Origin of the sequence: Paracoccus sp. AK26 (assembly GCF_011801365.1) — a bacterium.
GTDB classification, from domain to species: domain Bacteria; phylum Pseudomonadota; class Alphaproteobacteria; order Rhodobacterales; family Rhodobacteraceae; genus Paracoccus; species Paracoccus aerius.
The window spans coordinates 2,746,448-2,761,990 of the sequence record NZ_CP041041.1 but is presented as its reverse complement, the minus strand read 5'-3'; the positions used below and the strand labels follow the sequence as shown (position 1 = coordinate 2,761,990).

The window sequence follows — 15,543 nt, the reverse complement described above, 5'->3', positions numbered from 1 at the left end:
TAAAAGGAGCAGGCCGATGCGTCACCAGTGGCTGGACGATGACGACGACGAACCGGAAGAGGACGACCGCCGCCACGAGGGCGAGAAGGACGGCGGCCTGGGCCTTCCCGAAGGCGACAAGATCGGCAAGCTGTACTTCAAGTCGCGCACGGTGATCGTCGCGGGCACGATCAACGACAAGCTGGCGCAGCGCACCGTAGCCCATCTGCTGGCCCTGGCCGAGGACAGCGACAAGCCGATCAACATGCTGATCTCCTCGCCCGGCGGGCATGTGGAATCGGGCGACATGATCCATGACGTGATCAAGTTCATCCGTCCCACCGTGCGCACCATCGGATCCGGCTGGGTCGCCAGTGCCGGCGCGCTGATCTTCGTCGCGGCAAAGCAGGAAAACCGCTATTGCCTGCCCAACACGCGCTTCCTGATCCATCAGCCCTCGGGCGGGATCGGCGGCACGTCGTCGGACATGATGATCCAGGCGGAACAGGTGCGCCTGATGCGCGACCGGCTGAACCAGATCTTCGCCGACGCGACCGGCCAGACGGTCGAGCGGATCGAGAAGGACACGCAGCGTGACTTCTGGTTGAACACCCAGGAAGCACTGGACTATGGCCTGCTGGGCAAGGTCATCCGCAGCGTGGACGAATTGAAATGACGGGGCAGGGCGGAATCACCATCCGCCCCGCCGCCAGTGCCGACCAAGACGCCATCTGGGCGATCCTGGAACCGGTCTATCGCGCGGGTGAAACCTATTGCATCCCGCGCGACATTTCCCGCGATGACGCCTTGGCCGACTGGTTCGGCAAGCCCTTCACGGCCTTCGTGGCCTTGGCCGACGGCCGGATTCTGGGCACCAGCCATGTCGGCGCGAACCGGCCGGGCGGCGGATCCCACGTCGCCAACGCGTCCTTCGCCACGCATCCAGACGCGCGCGGCAAGGGCATCGCCCGCGCCCTGGTCGATCATGCCAAGTCCTGGGCCGCCGCGCAGGGCTTTGCCGCGATGCAGTTCAACTTCGTCGTCTCGACCAATGCCGACGCCCTCCATTTGTGGCAGAAGGCCGGATTTGCCATTGTCGGCCGCCTGCCGGGGGCGTTTCTTCACCCCAGCCTGGGGCCTGTCGACGGCCTGGTCATGTTTCAAAAACTGGAGGTGTCGCATGACGCTTGAAACCCTTTCGGAAAACCGCAGCTTCGGCGGCACGCAGGGCGTTTACCGCCACCGTTCGCAATCGACCGGCACCGACATGACCTTTGCGGTCTTCATGCCGGAACTGGTGGCGCATGAACGCGTGCCGGTGCTGTGGTATCTGTCGGGCCTGACCTGCACGCATGAAAACGCCATGACCAAGGCCGCCGCCCAGCAGTGGTGCGCCGAGGCGGGGATCGCCATCGTCTTTCCCGACACCTCGCCCCGCGGCGACGGAGTGGCCGATGACGAGGCCTATGACCTGGGCAAGGGTGCAGGCTTCTATGTCAACGCGACGCAGGATCCCTGGGCCCCGCATTTCCAGATGTGGCAATACATCGTCCACGAACTGCCCGAGCTGGTCGCCGGCAACTTCGCCATCGACGCCGAGGCGATGGGCATCACCGGCCATTCGATGGGCGGGCACGGCGCGCTGACCATCGCCATGACCCATCCCGAACGCTTCCGGTCCGTCTCGGCTTTCGCGCCCATCGCGAACCCCACCGAATCCGACTGGGGCCAGAAGCAGCTTTCGGCCTATCTTGGCGATGACCGCAGCTCCTGGCGCGCCCATGACGCGACGATCCTGATGACGGAACGCGGCTACCCCGGCGAGGTGCTGATCGACCAGGGCAGCGCGGATCAGTTCCTGGACAAGCTGCGGCCCGAATCGCTGGCCCAGGCCATGATGGCACGCCGCCAGCCGGGGCAGTTCCGGATGCAGCCGGGCTATGACCACAGCTATTTCTTTGTCCAGTCCTTCATGGCCGATCATGTGATGTGGCACGCCGAAAGGCTGCTGTAAAAGCTTGCCGAAGTTTCCCGTCCGTCCTGGCAATTCAGACCTAAGACTTTAGGGGCAATTGCCGGGACGGCTGATTGACGCAAGGCATTGTCCACCAAAGACTACCTCCAGGACGGCGATGGGAGGAGGGAACCCGTCGCACGCTTCCAACAGCGGAGGAACACATCCATGAAAAGATTGCTGAACAGCACGGTTGCCGTGCTGCTTCTGACGGGCACGGCAGGCTGGGCCAATGACAGCGTCCTGGCCGAAACCGCCAAGCCGGAACAATGGGCGATCCAGACCGGCAACTATGCCAACACGCGCTATTCCGAATTGGACCAGATCAACCGCGACAACGTGGGCGATCTGCGGGTGGCCTGGACCTTCTCGACCGGCGTGCTGCGCGGGCACGAGGGCAGCCCCCTTGTGATCGGGGACATCATGTATGTCCACACGCCCTTCCCGAACAACATTTTCGCCCTGGACCTGGCCAATGAGGGCAGGATCCTGTGGCGCTACGAGCCGCAGCAGGATCCCGAAGTCATCGCGGTCATGTGCTGCGACACCGTGTTCCGTGGCGTGGCCTATGCCGACGGGCTGATCCTGTCGCACCAGGCGGACACGACGCTGGTCGCCCTTGACGCCAAGACGGGCGAAGTGAAGTGGCAGGTCAAGACCGGCGATCCGGCCATCGGCGAGACGAACACCGCGACCGTCCTGCCGGTCAAGGACAAGGTGATCGTCGGCGTCTCGGGCGGCGAATACGGCGTGCGCGGCCGCGTCACCGCCTATAGCCTGGCCGACGGATCCGAGGTCTGGAAGGCCTATTCGACCGGCCCGGACGCGGAAATGCTGGTCGACCCCGAAAACACGACCCATCTGGGCAAGCCGATCGGCGCCGACAGCAGCCTCAACAGCTGGGAAGGCGACCAGTGGAAGATCGGTGGCGGCACCACCTGGGGCTGGTATTCCTATGATCCGGATCTGAACCTGATCTATTACGGGACCGGCAACCCCTCGACCTGGAACCCGTCGCAGCGGCCGGGCGACAACAAGTGGTCGATGACCATCATGGCCCGCGACGCCGATACCGGCATGGCCAAGTGGTTCTACCAGATGACGCCCCATGACGAGTGGGATTACGACGGCGTCAACGAGATGATCCTGACGGATCAAGAAATCGACGGACAGCCGCGCAAGCTGCTGACCCATTTCGACCGCAACGGCCTGGCCTATACGCTGGACCGCGAGACCGGCGAACTGCTGGTGGCCGAGAAGTATGACCCGGCGGTGAACTGGACCACCGGCGTGGACATGGATCCGAACTCGGAAACCTATGGCCGTCCGCAGGTCGTGGCCGAATACTCGACCGCCCAGAACGGCGAGGACACGAACACCACCGGCATCTGCCCCGCGGCCCTTGGTACCAAGGACCAGCAGCCGGCGGCCTATTCGCCCAAGACCCAGACCTTCTACGTGCCGACGAACCACGTCTGCATGGACTACGAACCCTTCCGCGTCGCCTATACTGCGGGCCAGCCCTATGTCGGCGCCACGCTGTCGATGTATCCGGCGCCCGACAGCCATGGCGGCATGGGCAACTTCATCGCCTGGGACAACGTCGAGGGCAAGATCAAGTGGTCCCTGCCCGAGAAGTTCTCGGTCTGGTCCGGCGCCCTTGCGACGGCTGGCGACGTGGTCTTCTACGGCACGCTCGAAGGCCACCTGAAGGCGATCGATGCCGAAACGGGCGAGGAGCTTTACCGCTTCAAGACCCCGTCCGGGATCATCGGCAACGTGATGACCTATGTCCATGGCGGCAAGCAGTATATCGGCATCCTGTCGGGCGTCGGTGGTTGGGCGGGCATCGGCCTTGCGGCTGGTCTGACCAACCCGAACGAAGGCCTGGGCGCCGTTGGCGGCTATGCGGCGCTGTCGGACTATACCGAACTCGGCGGCCAGCTGACCGTGTTCGAACTGCCCGGCGAAGCCTCGGCCTCGGCCGCGCCTGCTGCCGACCCTGCAGCGGAACCGGCCCCGGCGGAAGGCGGCACCAGCGGCTAATACTTTCGGCCCGCTAACGTAAAGTTGCGCTATCCAACATTCCCCCGAGGTTAATCTCGGGGGGAATTTTGCCTGAAGAGGACGGGTAAATTGGACTTTGGGAGGAAAGACAGCATGAAAGCCATCACCAGCCTTGTGTCGCTGGTTCTTGTCACAACGGTGGCAACGACCGCCCTGGCGCAGGACACGACAACCCAGACCCGCCGGCCGCCGAGGCAGGCGCAGGCGCGGCTGCCGCGACCTCTGGCGCTGCCCCGGCGGCGGAACCTGCGGCCGAGGCCGGGGATACGGCCGGCGGAAATGACGCGCCCGTCGAGATGGCCGAAGGTGAAACCACCCTGCCGAACGGCATGGACGTCACCGCTGTCACGCAGGAAAACGGCCGCTGGTACAATGCCGAAGGCATTCCGACCTTCAAGATCGAGAACGGCGTGGTCGATTTCGCCACCTTCAACGGCTTCCGCCGCTATCACGCGGAATGCCATGTCTGCCACGGACCCGACGGCGAAGGCTCGACCTATGCGCCCGCCTTGAAGAATTCGGTGCTGCGGATGGATTATTACGAGTTCCAGGAAGTGGTGGCATCGGGCAGGCAGGGCACCAACTCGGTCATGCCGGCCTTCGGGACCAACAAGAACGTCTGGTGCTATGTCGACGACATCTATGTCTATCTGCTGGCCCACGGGACAGGGGAAATCCCGCGCGGTCGGCCGGCGGAACGCGCCGACAAGTCCGAGGAATACACGGCGCAGGAAGATTCCTGCATGTCGATGTAAGATGGCTGTCATCCGCTGGCTGATGGTGGCATTGGCCCTGGGCGCGGCTCCGGCCACGGCCCAGGTTGCGGATCTGCGTTCGACGACGCAGTTCCGCGTCTGCGCGGACCCCGCCAATGCGCCCATGTCGACGCGCGACGGATCGGGGTTCGAGAACAAGCTGGCCGAGGCTTTCGGTGAATGGCTGGGCCTGCCGGTTGCCTATACCTGGTTCCCGTCGGGCATGGGCTTCATCGCCAAGACTTTGCGGGCGGGGGAATGCGACGTGGTCATGGGCTATGCCCAGGGCGACGAACTGGTGCAGAACACCAACCATTACTACACCTCGGTCTTTGGCATCATCACCCGCAAGGACAGCGACCTGGCGGGCGTCGACCACTTGTCCGACCCGGCGCTGAAGGGCCATCCGATCGGCGTGATCGCCGGATCGCCGCCCGCCTCGATCATGGCGCGGGCGGGGCTTGCCAAGGACATGCGGGGCGCCGACCTGTTCGTGGACCGTCGGGTCGAGGATCCGGTGGGCGACCTGATTGCAGGCGTCAAGGACGGCACGCTGGACGCGGCCGTGCTGTGGGGCCCGCTGGCCGGCCCCCGGGTCAAGGCCGATCCCGAATTGCAGTTCACGCCGCTGTTGAAGGAAACCGCGGGGCCGAAGATGTTCTATCGCATCACGATGGGGGTGCGTCTGCCGGAACAGGAATGGAAGCGGGAACTGAACAGCCTGATCCGCCGCCACCAGGACGAGATCAACGCCATCCTGACCGAGGCTGGCGTGCCACTTGTCGACGACTATGGCAAGGAACTGATCCAATGATCCGTGCGGTCCTGCTGGCCTTGCTGCTGGCGGGACCGGCCGCCGGCCAGGTGCCCGAACCGGACAGCTACCGGGGCGAGCCCTACCGGGCCCCCGTGCCCGAAACGCTGCAGGGCGCGACTGTCGTGGATGCGGCCCAGGCCTTGCGCCTGCACGCGGAGGGCGTGCCGTTCCTGGACGTCCTGCCGCGCAAGAAGCGACCCGAAGGCCTGCCCGAGGGCACGATCTGGCGCGAACCGCCGCATGACACCATCCCCGGAGCGATCTGGCTGTCCGATACCGGATGGGAGGCTCTGGCCCCGGCCGAACAGGCGCGGCTGGAACGCGGGCTGGAACAGGCGACGGGGGGCGATCGCGCCCGGCCACTGGTGATCTTTTGCCGCAGCGACTGCTGGATGAGCTGGAATGCCGCCCGCCGGGCGGTTGCCTTGGGCTATACCGCCGTCCACTGGTTCCCGGGCGGGATCGAGGGGTGGCAGCAGGCCGGTGGCGCGCCGCTGGTCAGGGCGACACCTGCCGACCCGTGAATTGCCCAAAGGCGCGGGGACCGGATGGCAGACCGATCTCGGCGGTGATGGCCAGGGTTTCGGCATCGACCACGACCAGCGTGTCGGATTCCCAATTGGCGACCGCCACGCCGTCGCCATCCGGCAGCGCGCCGATGCCTTCGGGATAGTCGCCGACGGCGATTTCATCCTGCACCGTCAAGGTGGCCGGGTCGAAGACCGTCAGCGTGCCGTCATACTGGTTGGTCGCGAAACCCCGTCCCCCCGCAAGGCCACGGCATAGGGATGGCTGCCGGTGGCAACCTGTCCCGCAAGCATCCCCGCCACCGGGTCGATCACGGACAGGCTGTCGCCCTGCACATCCGCCGTCCAGAACCGCCCGTCGTGCCAGGTGATGCCGAAGGGATGGGGACCGGCGGTCTTGACGCGGTGGAGCAGGGCACCGGTCCGCCCGTCGAAGATGCTGACCTGATCGTCGTCGCGATCCGCGGTGGCGACCAGGGCGCCGTCCGCGCTGGCCGCGACCCCAGCGGGTGCGGCGCCGGTCGGAACCTCCCACGCCTTCTGCAGGTTCCGGTCCAGGTGGATCAGTCGCGCCGCGACCAGTCGGTGACGAACAGCCCGCCTTGCGGCGCTGCAGCCAGCCCGAAGGCCCCTTCGCCCAGGTTGCGGCTGGCCTTCACCCCGCCGCGTTCGTCCAGCACGTAAAGCCGCCCGGTATCGGCGGCCATTACATAAGCCCGCGCCGCAACGGGGTCATAGGCCACCGCCGCGGGCTTTCCCGCCACCGGCGTCTGGGCCAGAACCTCGCCCGATTGCAGATCCACCAGTGTCACCATTTCGGCGTTCTGGCTGGTCACGAAGCCAAATCCCCCGCGAATGCGGGGATGCCGACAGGATCAGGGCAAGGACTGTGCGCCTCACTCGGCCTTGCCGAAGCGTTCGGCCAAGGCGTCGAGGCCCGCCTGATAGATGCCGTCCACGGCGGCCATGGCCGTATCGTCGTTCAGATTGGCCGGCGGATCGTTGTTGGGATAGCCGCGATAGAAGCCGCCCTTCCAGACCACTTCGGCCTTGCCGTCCTTGTCCTTGACCTGAAGGGTCGAGGAATAGTTCGTCACCGGCAAGACCTCGACCGCGACATCGGTGATCATGTACTTGTATTGCCGCTTTTCAGGGTCGATCGCCATCAGCTGTTCAGTGATGGTCGGGTCGCCGCTTTCGGCCTTCAGGTGCAGGATTCGCGTCGATTCGTCGGGAACATCGGCGGCGGCGCCTTCGGGCGTCATTTCGGTGCGGTCCACCGCAGGGTGCCAGCTCATGTCGTCGAACTTGCCGATGGCCTCCCACACCTCGTCGGGGGTGGCGTTCAGGACGACCGACTTCTCGGTCTTCAGCGAGAGGGTCCGTGCGCCTCGGCGGTGACGGTCAGGGCAGCGTCGCGGCGACGGCCAGGCCCAGGATCTTGTGCATCATCTGTTCCGCTTTCCTTCCAATCCCCGTCGACCATGCGACGACCGCCCCCGCCCGTCCATAAGACCTAAGACTGATCCAAATCTTCCCGGCCGCCGCGGGAACAAAAACCGTCTTGCCGCAGAGCCGGCCGCATCCCAACATGATCCCAGGGAGACGTAAAATGTTCAAGGGAATCATAGGACTTTTGGTTGGTGCCTCGGCACTGGCCGGGGCCGCATTGGCCCAGCAGCCCCAGCCCGAGATGCAGCTGATCCGGGCTGCCGTCCTGCGCGTCGACGAGGAAAGATTGCCCCCCATCTCGCGTCTCGACCTGCCGGTCGAGGACCAGGGATTCGCGGGCGCGCGCCTGGCGATCGAGGACAACGACACGACCGGCCGCTTCATGGGGCAGGACTTCGAGGCCGTCGAGGTCATCGCCAGCCCCGAAACCGCGGGGGCCGAGCTGGACAAGCTTCTGGCCGAGGGCATCCAGTTCGTCGTTCTTCTGGCCGATGACCGGACCACTCTGGCCCTTGCCGACCAGGCGGGCGACCGCGCGATGCTGCTGAACGCCCGCGCGCGGGGCGACAACCTGCGCGGGGCCGACTGCCGCTTCAACACCATCCACGTCGCGCCCAGCCACGCCATGCTGGCCGACGGGCTGGCGCAGTTCCTGATGTGGAAGAACTGGCCCGACTGGCTGCTGGTCACCGGCAGCCACCCCGAGGACGAGGCCCTTGCCGCCGCCTATCGCCGCGCGGCCGCCAAGTTCGGCGCAAGGATCGTCGAGGAACGCGTGTTCGAAGATACCGGCGGCGCCCGCAGCACCGATTCCGGCCATGTCCAGGTTCAGGCGCAGATGCCCGTCTTCACGCAGCGCGCCCCAGACTACGACGTGCTGATCGCCACGGACGAAAGCGACGTCTTCGCGCCCTATCTGCCCTATCTGACCTGGGATCCGCGCCCGGTGGCCGGATCGGCGGGGCTGGTTCCGCGCAGTTGGCACCCGGCGATGGAGGCCTGGGGCGGGATGCAGTTCCAGAACCGCTTCGAGCGCTTGGCGAACCGCCCCATCCGAGAGGAGGATTACCAGGCTTGGCTGGCGTTGCGCATCGTGGGCGAGGCCGCGACCCGCACCCAGTCCGCCGATCCCGCCGAACTGCGCGCCTTCATCCTGTCCCCGCAGTTCGACGTGGCGGGCTTCAAGGGCAAAAGCTGACCGTGCGGGACTGGACCACCAGGTCCGCCAGCCGATCCTGCTGACCACCGGGCTTCTGACCACTCGGTCAGCCCGCAGGACCAGTATCTGCACCAGACCAGTGCGCTTGACACGCTGGGGATCGACCGTCCCGAACCGAATGTTCATTCTGAGAGGTTCCATGCGCTCCATGAAGCGACTTCTGGTCCTGGCCCCCGCGATGGTTCTGCTGCCGAACCCGCGCTTGCCAACCGCGTCTTCGTCTCCAACGAAAGGGCAATGACGTCACCGTTCTGGACAGCGAGACGCCTGGAGGTGATCGGCACCTATCCCGTCGGCAACCGCCCGCGCGGCATCACCATTTCTCCCGACGGGACCGAGCTTTACGTCTGCGCGTCCGACGACAACCTGGTCCGGGTCTTCGATCCGAACACGATGGAGGAGATGCATACCCTGCCGTCCGGCCCCGACCCGGAACTGTTCGTGCTGCACCCGTCCGGCAACCCGCTCTATATCGCCAACGAGGATGACACTCGTCACCGTCGTGGACGTGAAGTCCAAGCAGGTGCTGGCCGAAATCCCCGTGGGGGTCGAGCCCGAGGGAATGGGCGTCAGCCCCGACGGCAAGATCGTCATCAACACGTCGGAAACGACGAACATGGCGCATTTCATCGACACCGACACCTTCGAGATCGTGGCCAATGTCCTGGTCGATTCCCGCCCGCTTTGCCGAGTTCAACCATGACGGCACGAAGCTGTATGTCAGCGCGGAAATCGGCGGCACGATCAGCGTGATCGACCCGCCACGCAGGAAATCACCAAGAAGATCACCTTCGAGGTGCCGGGCGTGCTGCCCGAGGCGATCCAGCCGGTCGGCGTGCGGGTGACGAATGACGGCAAGAAGGTCTTCGTGGCGCTTGGGCCGTCGAACCGCGTGGCCGTGATCGACGGCGAGACGGACGAGGTCAAGGACTACCTGCTGGTCGGCCAGCGGGTCTGGCAGATGGCCTTCACCCCGGACGAGAAATACCTGTTCACCACCAACGGCAACTCGAACGACGTGTCGGTCATCGATGTCGCCGCCGAGGAGGTGATCAAGTCCGTCCAGGTGGGCCAGCAGCCCTGGGGCGTGGTGGTCGCGCCCAACTGATCCGGTCCCAACAGATTCATCAACAAAGGATAAAACATGACCCGTTTGCTGACCGTTCTGATGATCATGGCCGGCCTGTCCGTCCCCGCGGCCGCGCAGGACGCCGCCACCACCGAAGGCGCCGCTGCGACCGAAGCCGCGCCCGATGCCGCCGCCGCACCCGAGGAAGACGAAGAAGAGGAAGAGGAGGAGGAGGCGGACGGCGAGGCGGCCGCCACCTATGATGCCCAGGGCAAGTTCGATTATGGCTTCTCCGGCATCATGGCGCGGGACAACCGCACCGACCTGGCGCCGCTGACTCTGGCATCGGGTTCGCCAGTCGCGGGGGACGAATACACGCTGAAATCGGGCGGTTTCTACCGCATCGCCATCAATGCCGACGGCAGCCAGGAGCTTGCGCTGTCGGGGGGCGACTTCTTCCGGTCGATCTGGATCAACGAGATCGTCATCAACGACATCGAGATCCGCCCGATGGGTGTCCACAGCATCGAGTTCGACAATGCCGGAACCGCTGTGATCAGCTTCGTGGCGATTACGCCGGGCCGCTATACGCTGTCGATCCCGGGGTCGTCGGGCGAAAGCCAGCAGGCCGTCTTCAACATCCAATGACCCGATCCGGGACCATGCGCCGACTTGACAGCGCAGGTCCCGCCTGACGAGGTGCGCAGGGGCGGATGTCAAATCCGCCCCGACAGCAATACAGGACCACCATGGACGCGCTTCGCATCACCGGCCTGTCGCACAATTTCGGCAGCGTCCAGGCATTGTCGGACGTGTCGCTGACCGTTCCGCGCGGCAGCTTCACCGCGCTTCTTGGGGTGAACGGCGCGGGCAAGACCACGCTGTTCTCGCTGGTGACGCGGCTCTACAGCAATGTCTCGGGCAGCATCGAGGTTGCCGGCCACGACCTGCGCCGCCAGCCTGCGCAGGCGATGGCCCAGCTGGGCGTCGTCTTCCAGAGCCGCGCCTTGGATTCGGACCTGACGGTCGCGCAGAACCTGGCCTATCACGCCGCACTGCACGGCATCGCCCGCCGCGCCGCCCGCGACCGGACCCGGCAGGTCCTGGCCCAGGTGGGGCTTGAGGCGCGGGCCGATGACCGGGTCTCGGCCCTGTCAGGCGGCCAGCAGCGCCGGGCCGAGATCGCGCGCGCGCTGATGCACCGCCCCGACCTGCTGCTGCTGGACGAGGCGACGGTAGGCCTAGACGTGAAGTCGCGGGCCGAGGTGCTGGCCCTGACCCGCCGCCTGATCGCAGCCGAGGGCGTGTCGGCATTGTGGGCCACCCATATCATGGACGAGATCCAGCCCGACGACGACCTGGTGATCCTGCACAAGGGACGCGTCCTCAGCCAGGGCAAGGCATCCTCAATTGCCGGACCCTCGGGCCTGACCCAGTCCTTCCTTGCCCTGACGGGAACCGCCGCATGACGGAACGCCGTTTTCCCGCATCCGCCTGGGCCACCGCCTTCCGCGGCATCGCCTGGCGCGAGACGCTGCGCTTCGTCCAGCAGCGCGGCCGGTTCCTGGCGGCCCTGGTGCGTCCGCTGGTCTGGCTGTTCATCTTCGCGGCTGGTTTCCGCGCCGTGCTGGGCCTGTCGATCACGCCGCCCTACCAGACCTATGTCCTCTACGAGGTCTATGTGACCCCCGGGCTGGTCGCGATGATCCAGCTGTTCAACGGGATGCAGTCATCGCTGTCGATGGTCTATGACCGCGAGACCGGGGCGATGCGGACGCTGCTGGTCAGCCCCTTTCCCCGCTGGTTCCTTTTGGGATCGAAGCTGATGGCGGGGGTGATCGTTTCGATCATCCAGGCCTATGCCTTTCTGCTGATCGCCTGGTTCTGGGACATCCGGCCGCCTGCCTGGGGCTATGTCGCGGTGCTGCCAGCCCTGGTCCTGTCGGGGCTGATGCTGGGCGCGTTGGGGCTGTTCCTGTCATCCGCGATCCGGCAGTTGGAAAACTTTGCGGGCGTGATGAACTTCGTGATCTTCCCGATGTTCTTCGCGTCATCGGCGCTTTATCCGCTGTGGCGGATGCAGGAAAGCTCGCCCCTGCTGCACGACATCTGCGCGGCCAATCCCTTCACCTATGCGGTCGAACTGATCCGCTTCGCGCTGTACCTGCAGATCAACTGGCAGGCCCTGGGGATCGTCGCGGGATGCCTTGCGGTCTTCTTCGGGGGCGCCGTCTTCATGTATGATCCCGCCAAGGGCCTGTGGGCCAGAAGGAAGGAGAGGGGATGAAATACCTTGTCGCACTGGCGATCCTCGCCGCCGCGCCCGCTTTCGCGGCCACCGGGACCGATCCCGAATGGCCCTGCATCCAGCGGAAGCAGCCGCATCTGTCGCTGGGCCAGGTCTGGACGGGTCCCGTGCCCGACGACCGGATCGCCGAACTGGCCCGCGACCCGCAGATTGACGCGCTTGCCGCCCGGCTGGAACAGCGCCGCCTGCCGATCGAGGAGGCCGAGGCCGCCATCGCCGACTTTGCCGCAGGGGCCGACGATGCCCGCCTGACCGCCCTGATGGTCGCGATCTTCAACAAGATCGAGCCTGACCGGTCCGCCTTGATCGACGGCATCGCCCGATACGGGCGCAGCCAGGTTTCGCTGTCCCAGCGGATCGAGGAACGCCGCGCGCAGATGGCGGAACTTGAAGCCGCCGCCGATCCCGACTTCGACGCCATCGACGCCGCCGAGGAGGCGCTTGACTGGGATCAGCGCATCTTCACCGAACGCCAGCAATCGCTGACCTATGTCTGCGAAACGCCGGTGATCCTGGAACAGCGCGCCTTCGCCCTGGGCCGCGCCATCGCAGGTCACCTGGGCGACTAGCGGGGCTTGGGCGCCTCCCACGGGCGCAGTTCGGCCTCCATCCAGGTGCCGTGGGCCGCGTTGGGGAAGACGATCCAGTCTTCGCCAAAGCGGTCGGCGTGGTCACTGGCAAGTTGGTGCTGCTCCTCCAGCGTGACGCCCGCGAAGCAGCCGTGGAAATCGTGCAGCGTGTCGCCCAGGTGCAGGATGATGCGGTGGTCGCGTTCCACGGCGGCGCGGCGCTCGGCCTTGGGCGGGCCGAACAGCAGGACCTGGTCCGCATGGACCTGCGGCAGGCCCAGGCGGGACAGGGTGGCGATGGTCGCCAGCTTGTTTTCCTCGAACCGGTCCGAGACATAGAAGATCGTCACGCCCAGCCTGTCGGCCAGGTGGAAGAAATCGCTCGCGCCCGGCAGCAGATGCGGCGTGCCCTCGCGTTCCCACATCTTCCAGGTCTCGAACCCGTCCAGATGTTCGCCCAGGGTCATGGCATGGGCCATGACGGCGGTATTGTCCAGGATCGTCTCGTCGATGTCGCTGACCACGGCCAGGCCCCTGCCGGTGCCGTTGGCGTCAACCGCCGCGCGCAGGCGCAGTGTCGCCAGGGCATAGCATTGGCGTTGCAGGGCCTTCACCTCGGCCGACAGTTGCTGGTAGCGGATCGCAATGGCGCGTTCCGAAGGGTGGTGGCGGGGCGGGCTTGTCATGGGCGAATCCTGTCCTGGGCGCGGGCCGGACCCTAGGGCCGCGCCCGCCCCAGGTCAAACCGTCGGAACGGCTGCTGGCAGGCGGGACGGCGCCTCGCGCACGGGCAGGTGGATCAGCGCGCTCAGCGCCCCGACCCCCACGCCGACCCACCAGACCATCGTGTAGTCGCCGTGCAGGTCGTACAGCTTGCCGCCCAGCCAGACGCCCAGGAAGGATCCGATCTGGTGGGACAGGAACACGAAGCCGTAAAGCGTGCCCATGTAGCGCAGCCCATAGATATAGGCGATCAACCCCGAGGTCAGCGGCACGGTGGCCAGCCACAGCGCCCCCATCACCAGCGAGAAGATCACCACGCTTGCGGGCGTGATCGGCAGCAGGATGAAGGCGGCGGCGGCGATGGTGCGCAGGGTATAGATGCCCGCCAGCAGGTATTTTTTCGTGTATCTCTTGCCCAGCCAGCCCGCCATGATCGAGCCCGCGATATTGGCCAGTCCGATCAGGCTGATCGCCACCGCCCCCAGGGCCGAGGTCGTGGTGATGCCGATGCTGGCCAGCGTGCCCATCGGATTGATCGGCCCGCACATCTCGGTGATCATGGCGGGGAAATGGGCGGTGATGAAGCCAAGCTGATAGCCGCAGGAAAAGAAGCCGACGAAGATCATCAGGAAGGACGGATCGCGAAAGGCGCGGCCCAGGACGCTGCCCAGGCTTTCCTCAAGCTCGTGGCGGCTGGCGGGCTTGCCGTCGCCCAGCATCGGCAGGAAGGCCATGCAGGCCAGCACGATCACCCCGAAGATGACGAACACCATCTGCCAGCTGTAGAAGCCCAGCAGAACCTCGGCCAAGGGGGCGCCGAAGACCTGGCCCGCTGACCCGGCGGCGGTGGCGATGCCCAGGGCAAGGCTGCGGTTCTCGTCGCTGGCGGCACGACCGACGACCGCCAGGATCACGCCGAAGCCCGTGCCCGCGATGCCAAAGCCCACCATCACCTCAAGCAATTGCATGGTGGCAGGCGAGGTTGCGAAGGCGGTCAGAATCAGGCCTGCCGAATACAGGATGGCCCCCAGGATGATCGCCCAGCGGTCGCCCCAGCGTTCGGCAAGCGCCCCGAAGATCGGCTGTCCGATCCCCCAGGCCAGGTTCTGGATGGCGATGGCCAGCGAAAATTCGGCGCGCGGCCAGCCGAAATCGGCGGCGATGGGGATCTGGAAGACGCCGAAACTGGCCCGGAGGGCGAAGTTGATCAGCAGGATCAGCGATCCGCCGATCAGGATGGGTGTGAAGAGACGAGAAGAGGGCATGACGGAACCCGCGCGGCCATGTGTCGCGGCCAGCGTTGAACCTGTCATGCCCCAAGATCAAGCCCTGTCGGCGTGATGCCTTTCATCAAGCGGGCTGATGGAAAGGCCCGCTTCGATCAGTTGCGCCGCGCCAACTCGTTGTTGATCGAGAATTTCGACGCGGGAATCGAGCCACCCTCGCGCATCTCGCCAAGGATGACGGTGGTCTTCTGGCCGCTGTCGTCGGTCACGATCCACTGGCGCAATTGCGTGGGGCCCGCGGTAAAGACCATCTGGATGTTGCCGTATTGCGGGTTTTGCGGATCCTGCGCGGTCACCACAGTGGCGTTCTTCGATTCCGTATGCGCCGTGACCATATTGGCGCGGCCCAGGTTCACGTTGGCGTCCAGGATGATCGACAGGGGCGTCTGCGACAGCGGATATTGCTGCGGGCCGCTCGACTTGGGATCGAACACCGCGACGTTGCCGCCCGAGGCCAGCACCAGCGTGTTGTCGTTGTTGTATTCGAAGCGCACCCGGCCCGGCCGCTGGATAAAGACCGTCCCGGTCGAGATCGAGCCGTCGGGATTGACCTGCGTGAACTCGGACGTCGCTGTCGTCATCCGGTTCAGGTAACGCGACAGTTCGTTCAGCGGAATCTTCTCGGCCAAGGCCGGAAAGGCAAGGCCAAGGACAAGGGCGGGCGCAAGGGCGAGCGATCTGATGTTCATGGCGCCGATCATATCCTTCCTGATGCCGGTTGCACATCACGACTGGCGGATGCGCAGGCGGCGAACGCT

At 65.6% G+C, this 15,543-nt stretch carries 17 protein-coding genes and 2 pseudogenes; 13 read left to right on the top strand and 6 right to left on the bottom strand.

Annotated features, from left to right (window positions below):
* Window positions 1-16 precede the first annotated feature (16 nt).
* The 7 genes from FIU66_RS13775 to FIU66_RS13745 all read left to right on the top strand — a co-directional run bounded on the left by FIU66_RS13775 (window position 17) and on the right by FIU66_RS13745 (window position 6,156).
* Window positions 17-655 carry an ATP-dependent Clp protease proteolytic subunit gene (locus tag FIU66_RS13775; protein WP_167623296.1) on the top strand — a complete coding sequence of 213 codons (639 nt, stop codon included), beginning with the start codon at window positions 17-19 and terminating at the stop codon, window positions 653-655.
* Window positions 652-1,170, top strand: a complete 519-nt coding sequence (locus FIU66_RS13770; RefSeq protein WP_167623295.1) for a GNAT family N-acetyltransferase — start codon at window positions 652-654, stop codon at window positions 1,168-1,170. The genes FIU66_RS13775 and FIU66_RS13770 overlap by 4 nt, the downstream gene beginning before the upstream one ends.
* On the top strand, window positions 1,160-1,993 hold the full coding sequence (gene fghA / locus FIU66_RS13765) for an S-formylglutathione hydrolase (RefSeq protein ID WP_167623294.1): 834 nt from the start codon (window positions 1,160-1,162) through the stop codon (window positions 1,991-1,993). Before FIU66_RS13770 ends, fghA begins: the two co-directional genes overlap by 11 nt.
* 168 nt (window positions 1,994-2,161) lie before the next feature.
* Window positions 2,162-4,039 (top strand): methanol/ethanol family PQQ-dependent dehydrogenase, encoded by a 1,878-nt coding sequence (locus tag FIU66_RS13760; protein ID WP_167623293.1) that lies wholly within the window; start codon window positions 2,162-2,164, stop codon window positions 4,037-4,039.
* A 317-nt stretch (window positions 4,040-4,356) separates the two neighbouring features.
* Complete coding sequence (locus FIU66_RS13755) at window positions 4,357-4,815, top strand: c-type cytochrome, methanol metabolism-related (protein ID WP_167623292.1); 459 nt, start codon at window positions 4,357-4,359, stop codon at window positions 4,813-4,815.
* A 1-nt stretch (window position 4,816) separates the two neighbouring features.
* The gene (locus FIU66_RS13750) at window positions 4,817-5,629 is read left to right on the top strand and encodes a substrate-binding domain-containing protein (protein ID WP_167623291.1); all 813 of its coding nucleotides are present in this window, start codon (window positions 4,817-4,819) and stop codon (window positions 5,627-5,629) included.
* A complete protein-coding gene (locus FIU66_RS13745; RefSeq protein WP_167623290.1) occupies window positions 5,626-6,156 on the top strand; it encodes a PQQ-dependent catabolism-associated CXXCW motif protein in 531 nt (176 codons plus the stop codon). Before FIU66_RS13750 ends, FIU66_RS13745 begins: the two co-directional genes overlap by 4 nt.
* Here FIU66_RS13745 and FIU66_RS18265 read toward each other — a convergent pair.
* The 3 genes from FIU66_RS18265 to FIU66_RS13730 are packed head-to-tail and all read right to left on the bottom strand — an operon-like array spanning window position 6,131 to window position 7,487.
* Window positions 6,131-6,694, bottom strand: coding sequence for a YncE family protein (locus FIU66_RS18265; protein ID WP_167623289.1), 564 nt, complete (start codon window positions 6,692-6,694; stop codon window positions 6,131-6,133). The two genes, FIU66_RS13745 and FIU66_RS18265, sit on opposite strands and share 26 nt — an antisense overlap.
* 28 nt (window positions 6,695-6,722) lie before the next feature.
* Window positions 6,723-6,995: a YncE family protein gene (locus FIU66_RS13735; protein ID WP_167623288.1), complete on the bottom strand. Its 273-nt coding sequence runs from the start codon at window positions 6,993-6,995 to the stop codon at window positions 6,723-6,725.
* A gap of 60 nt (window positions 6,996-7,055) precedes the next feature.
* Entirely contained in the window at window positions 7,056-7,487 is a 432-nt protein-coding gene (locus tag FIU66_RS13730) for an SRPBCC family protein (RefSeq protein WP_240544703.1), read from the bottom strand.
* Window positions 7,488-7,771: 284 nt separating this feature from the next.
* Between FIU66_RS13730 and FIU66_RS13725 the strand changes: the two are divergent.
* From FIU66_RS13725 to FIU66_RS13700, 6 genes and pseudogenes are all read left to right on the top strand, one after another.
* Window positions 7,772-8,965, top strand: a pseudogene (locus tag FIU66_RS13725) (ABC transporter substrate-binding protein); the annotation flags it as partial.
* Between the two features lie 54 nt (window positions 8,966-9,019).
* A pseudogene (locus tag FIU66_RS13720) lies at window positions 9,020-9,938 on the top strand (YVTN family beta-propeller repeat protein); the annotation flags it as partial.
* A 36-nt stretch (window positions 9,939-9,974) separates the two neighbouring features.
* Window positions 9,975-10,547, top strand: a complete 573-nt coding sequence (locus tag FIU66_RS13715; RefSeq protein ID WP_167623287.1) for a hypothetical protein — start codon at window positions 9,975-9,977, stop codon at window positions 10,545-10,547.
* Between the two features lie 101 nt (window positions 10,548-10,648).
* On the top strand, window positions 10,649-11,368 hold the full coding sequence (locus FIU66_RS13710; protein WP_167623286.1) for an ABC transporter ATP-binding protein: 720 nt from the start codon (window positions 10,649-10,651) through the stop codon (window positions 11,366-11,368).
* A complete protein-coding gene (locus FIU66_RS13705) occupies window positions 11,365-12,186 on the top strand; it encodes an ABC transporter permease (RefSeq protein WP_167623285.1) in 822 nt (273 codons plus the stop codon). The genes FIU66_RS13710 and FIU66_RS13705 overlap by 4 nt, the downstream gene beginning before the upstream one ends.
* The gene (locus FIU66_RS13700; RefSeq protein WP_167623284.1) at window positions 12,183-12,776 is read left to right on the top strand and encodes a hypothetical protein; all 594 of its coding nucleotides are present in this window, start codon (window positions 12,183-12,185) and stop codon (window positions 12,774-12,776) included. The genes FIU66_RS13705 and FIU66_RS13700 overlap by 4 nt, the downstream gene beginning before the upstream one ends.
* Here the strand turns inward: FIU66_RS13700 and FIU66_RS13695 are convergent.
* The 3 genes from FIU66_RS13695 to FIU66_RS13685 all read right to left on the bottom strand — a co-directional run bounded on the left by FIU66_RS13695 (window position 12,773) and on the right by FIU66_RS13685 (window position 15,474).
* On the bottom strand, window positions 12,773-13,462 hold the full coding sequence (locus FIU66_RS13695) for a 5'-nucleotidase, lipoprotein e(P4) family (protein WP_167623283.1): 690 nt from the start codon (window positions 13,460-13,462) through the stop codon (window positions 12,773-12,775). The two genes, FIU66_RS13700 and FIU66_RS13695, sit on opposite strands and share 4 nt — an antisense overlap.
* A gap of 54 nt (window positions 13,463-13,516) precedes the next feature.
* The gene (locus tag FIU66_RS13690) at window positions 13,517-14,764 is read right to left on the bottom strand and encodes an MFS transporter (protein WP_167623527.1); all 1,248 of its coding nucleotides are present in this window, start codon (window positions 14,762-14,764) and stop codon (window positions 13,517-13,519) included.
* A 116-nt stretch (window positions 14,765-14,880) separates the two neighbouring features.
* Window positions 14,881-15,474 carry an outer membrane lipoprotein carrier protein LolA gene (locus FIU66_RS13685; protein WP_167623282.1) on the bottom strand — a complete coding sequence of 198 codons (594 nt, stop codon included), beginning with the start codon at window positions 15,472-15,474 and terminating at the stop codon, window positions 14,881-14,883.
* Between the last annotated feature and the right edge of the window lie 69 nt (window positions 15,475-15,543).

What these genes read in the sequence shown, in the direction of transcription:
- FIU66_RS13775 (WP_167623296.1), top strand. Translation starts at nt 17, where the DNA reads ATGCGTCACCAGTGGCTGGACGATGACGACGACGAACCGGAAGAGGAC.
- FIU66_RS13770 (WP_167623295.1), top strand. Translation starts at nt 652, where the DNA reads ATGACGGGGCAGGGCGGAATCACCATCCGCCCCGCCGCCAGTGCCGAC.
- fghA (WP_167623294.1), top strand. Translation starts at nt 1,160, where the DNA reads ATGACGCTTGAAACCCTTTCGGAAAACCGCAGCTTCGGCGGCACGCAG.
- FIU66_RS13760 (WP_167623293.1), top strand. Translation starts at nt 2,162, where the DNA reads ATGAAAAGATTGCTGAACAGCACGGTTGCCGTGCTGCTTCTGACGGGC.
- FIU66_RS13755 (WP_167623292.1), top strand. Translation starts at nt 4,357, where the DNA reads ATGGCCGAAGGTGAAACCACCCTGCCGAACGGCATGGACGTCACCGCT.
- FIU66_RS13750 (WP_167623291.1), top strand. Translation starts at nt 4,817, where the DNA reads ATGGCTGTCATCCGCTGGCTGATGGTGGCATTGGCCCTGGGCGCGGCT.
- FIU66_RS13745 (WP_167623290.1), top strand. Translation starts at nt 5,626, where the DNA reads ATGATCCGTGCGGTCCTGCTGGCCTTGCTGCTGGCGGGACCGGCCGCC.
- FIU66_RS13715 (WP_167623287.1), top strand. Translation starts at nt 9,975, where the DNA reads ATGACCCGTTTGCTGACCGTTCTGATGATCATGGCCGGCCTGTCCGTC.
- FIU66_RS13710 (WP_167623286.1), top strand. Translation starts at nt 10,649, where the DNA reads ATGGACGCGCTTCGCATCACCGGCCTGTCGCACAATTTCGGCAGCGTC.
- FIU66_RS13705 (WP_167623285.1), top strand. Translation starts at nt 11,365, where the DNA reads ATGACGGAACGCCGTTTTCCCGCATCCGCCTGGGCCACCGCCTTCCGC.
- FIU66_RS13700 (WP_167623284.1), top strand. Translation starts at nt 12,183, where the DNA reads ATGAAATACCTTGTCGCACTGGCGATCCTCGCCGCCGCGCCCGCTTTC.
- FIU66_RS13695 (WP_167623283.1), bottom strand. Translation starts at nt 13,462, where the DNA reads ATGACAAGCCCGCCCCGCCACCACCCTTCGGAACGCGCCATTGCGATC.
- FIU66_RS13690 (WP_167623527.1), bottom strand. Translation starts at nt 14,764, where the DNA reads ATGCCCTCTTCTCGTCTCTTCACACCCATCCTGATCGGCGGATCGCTG.
- FIU66_RS13685 (WP_167623282.1), bottom strand. Translation starts at nt 15,474, where the DNA reads ATGAACATCAGATCGCTCGCCCTTGCGCCCGCCCTTGTCCTTGGCCTT.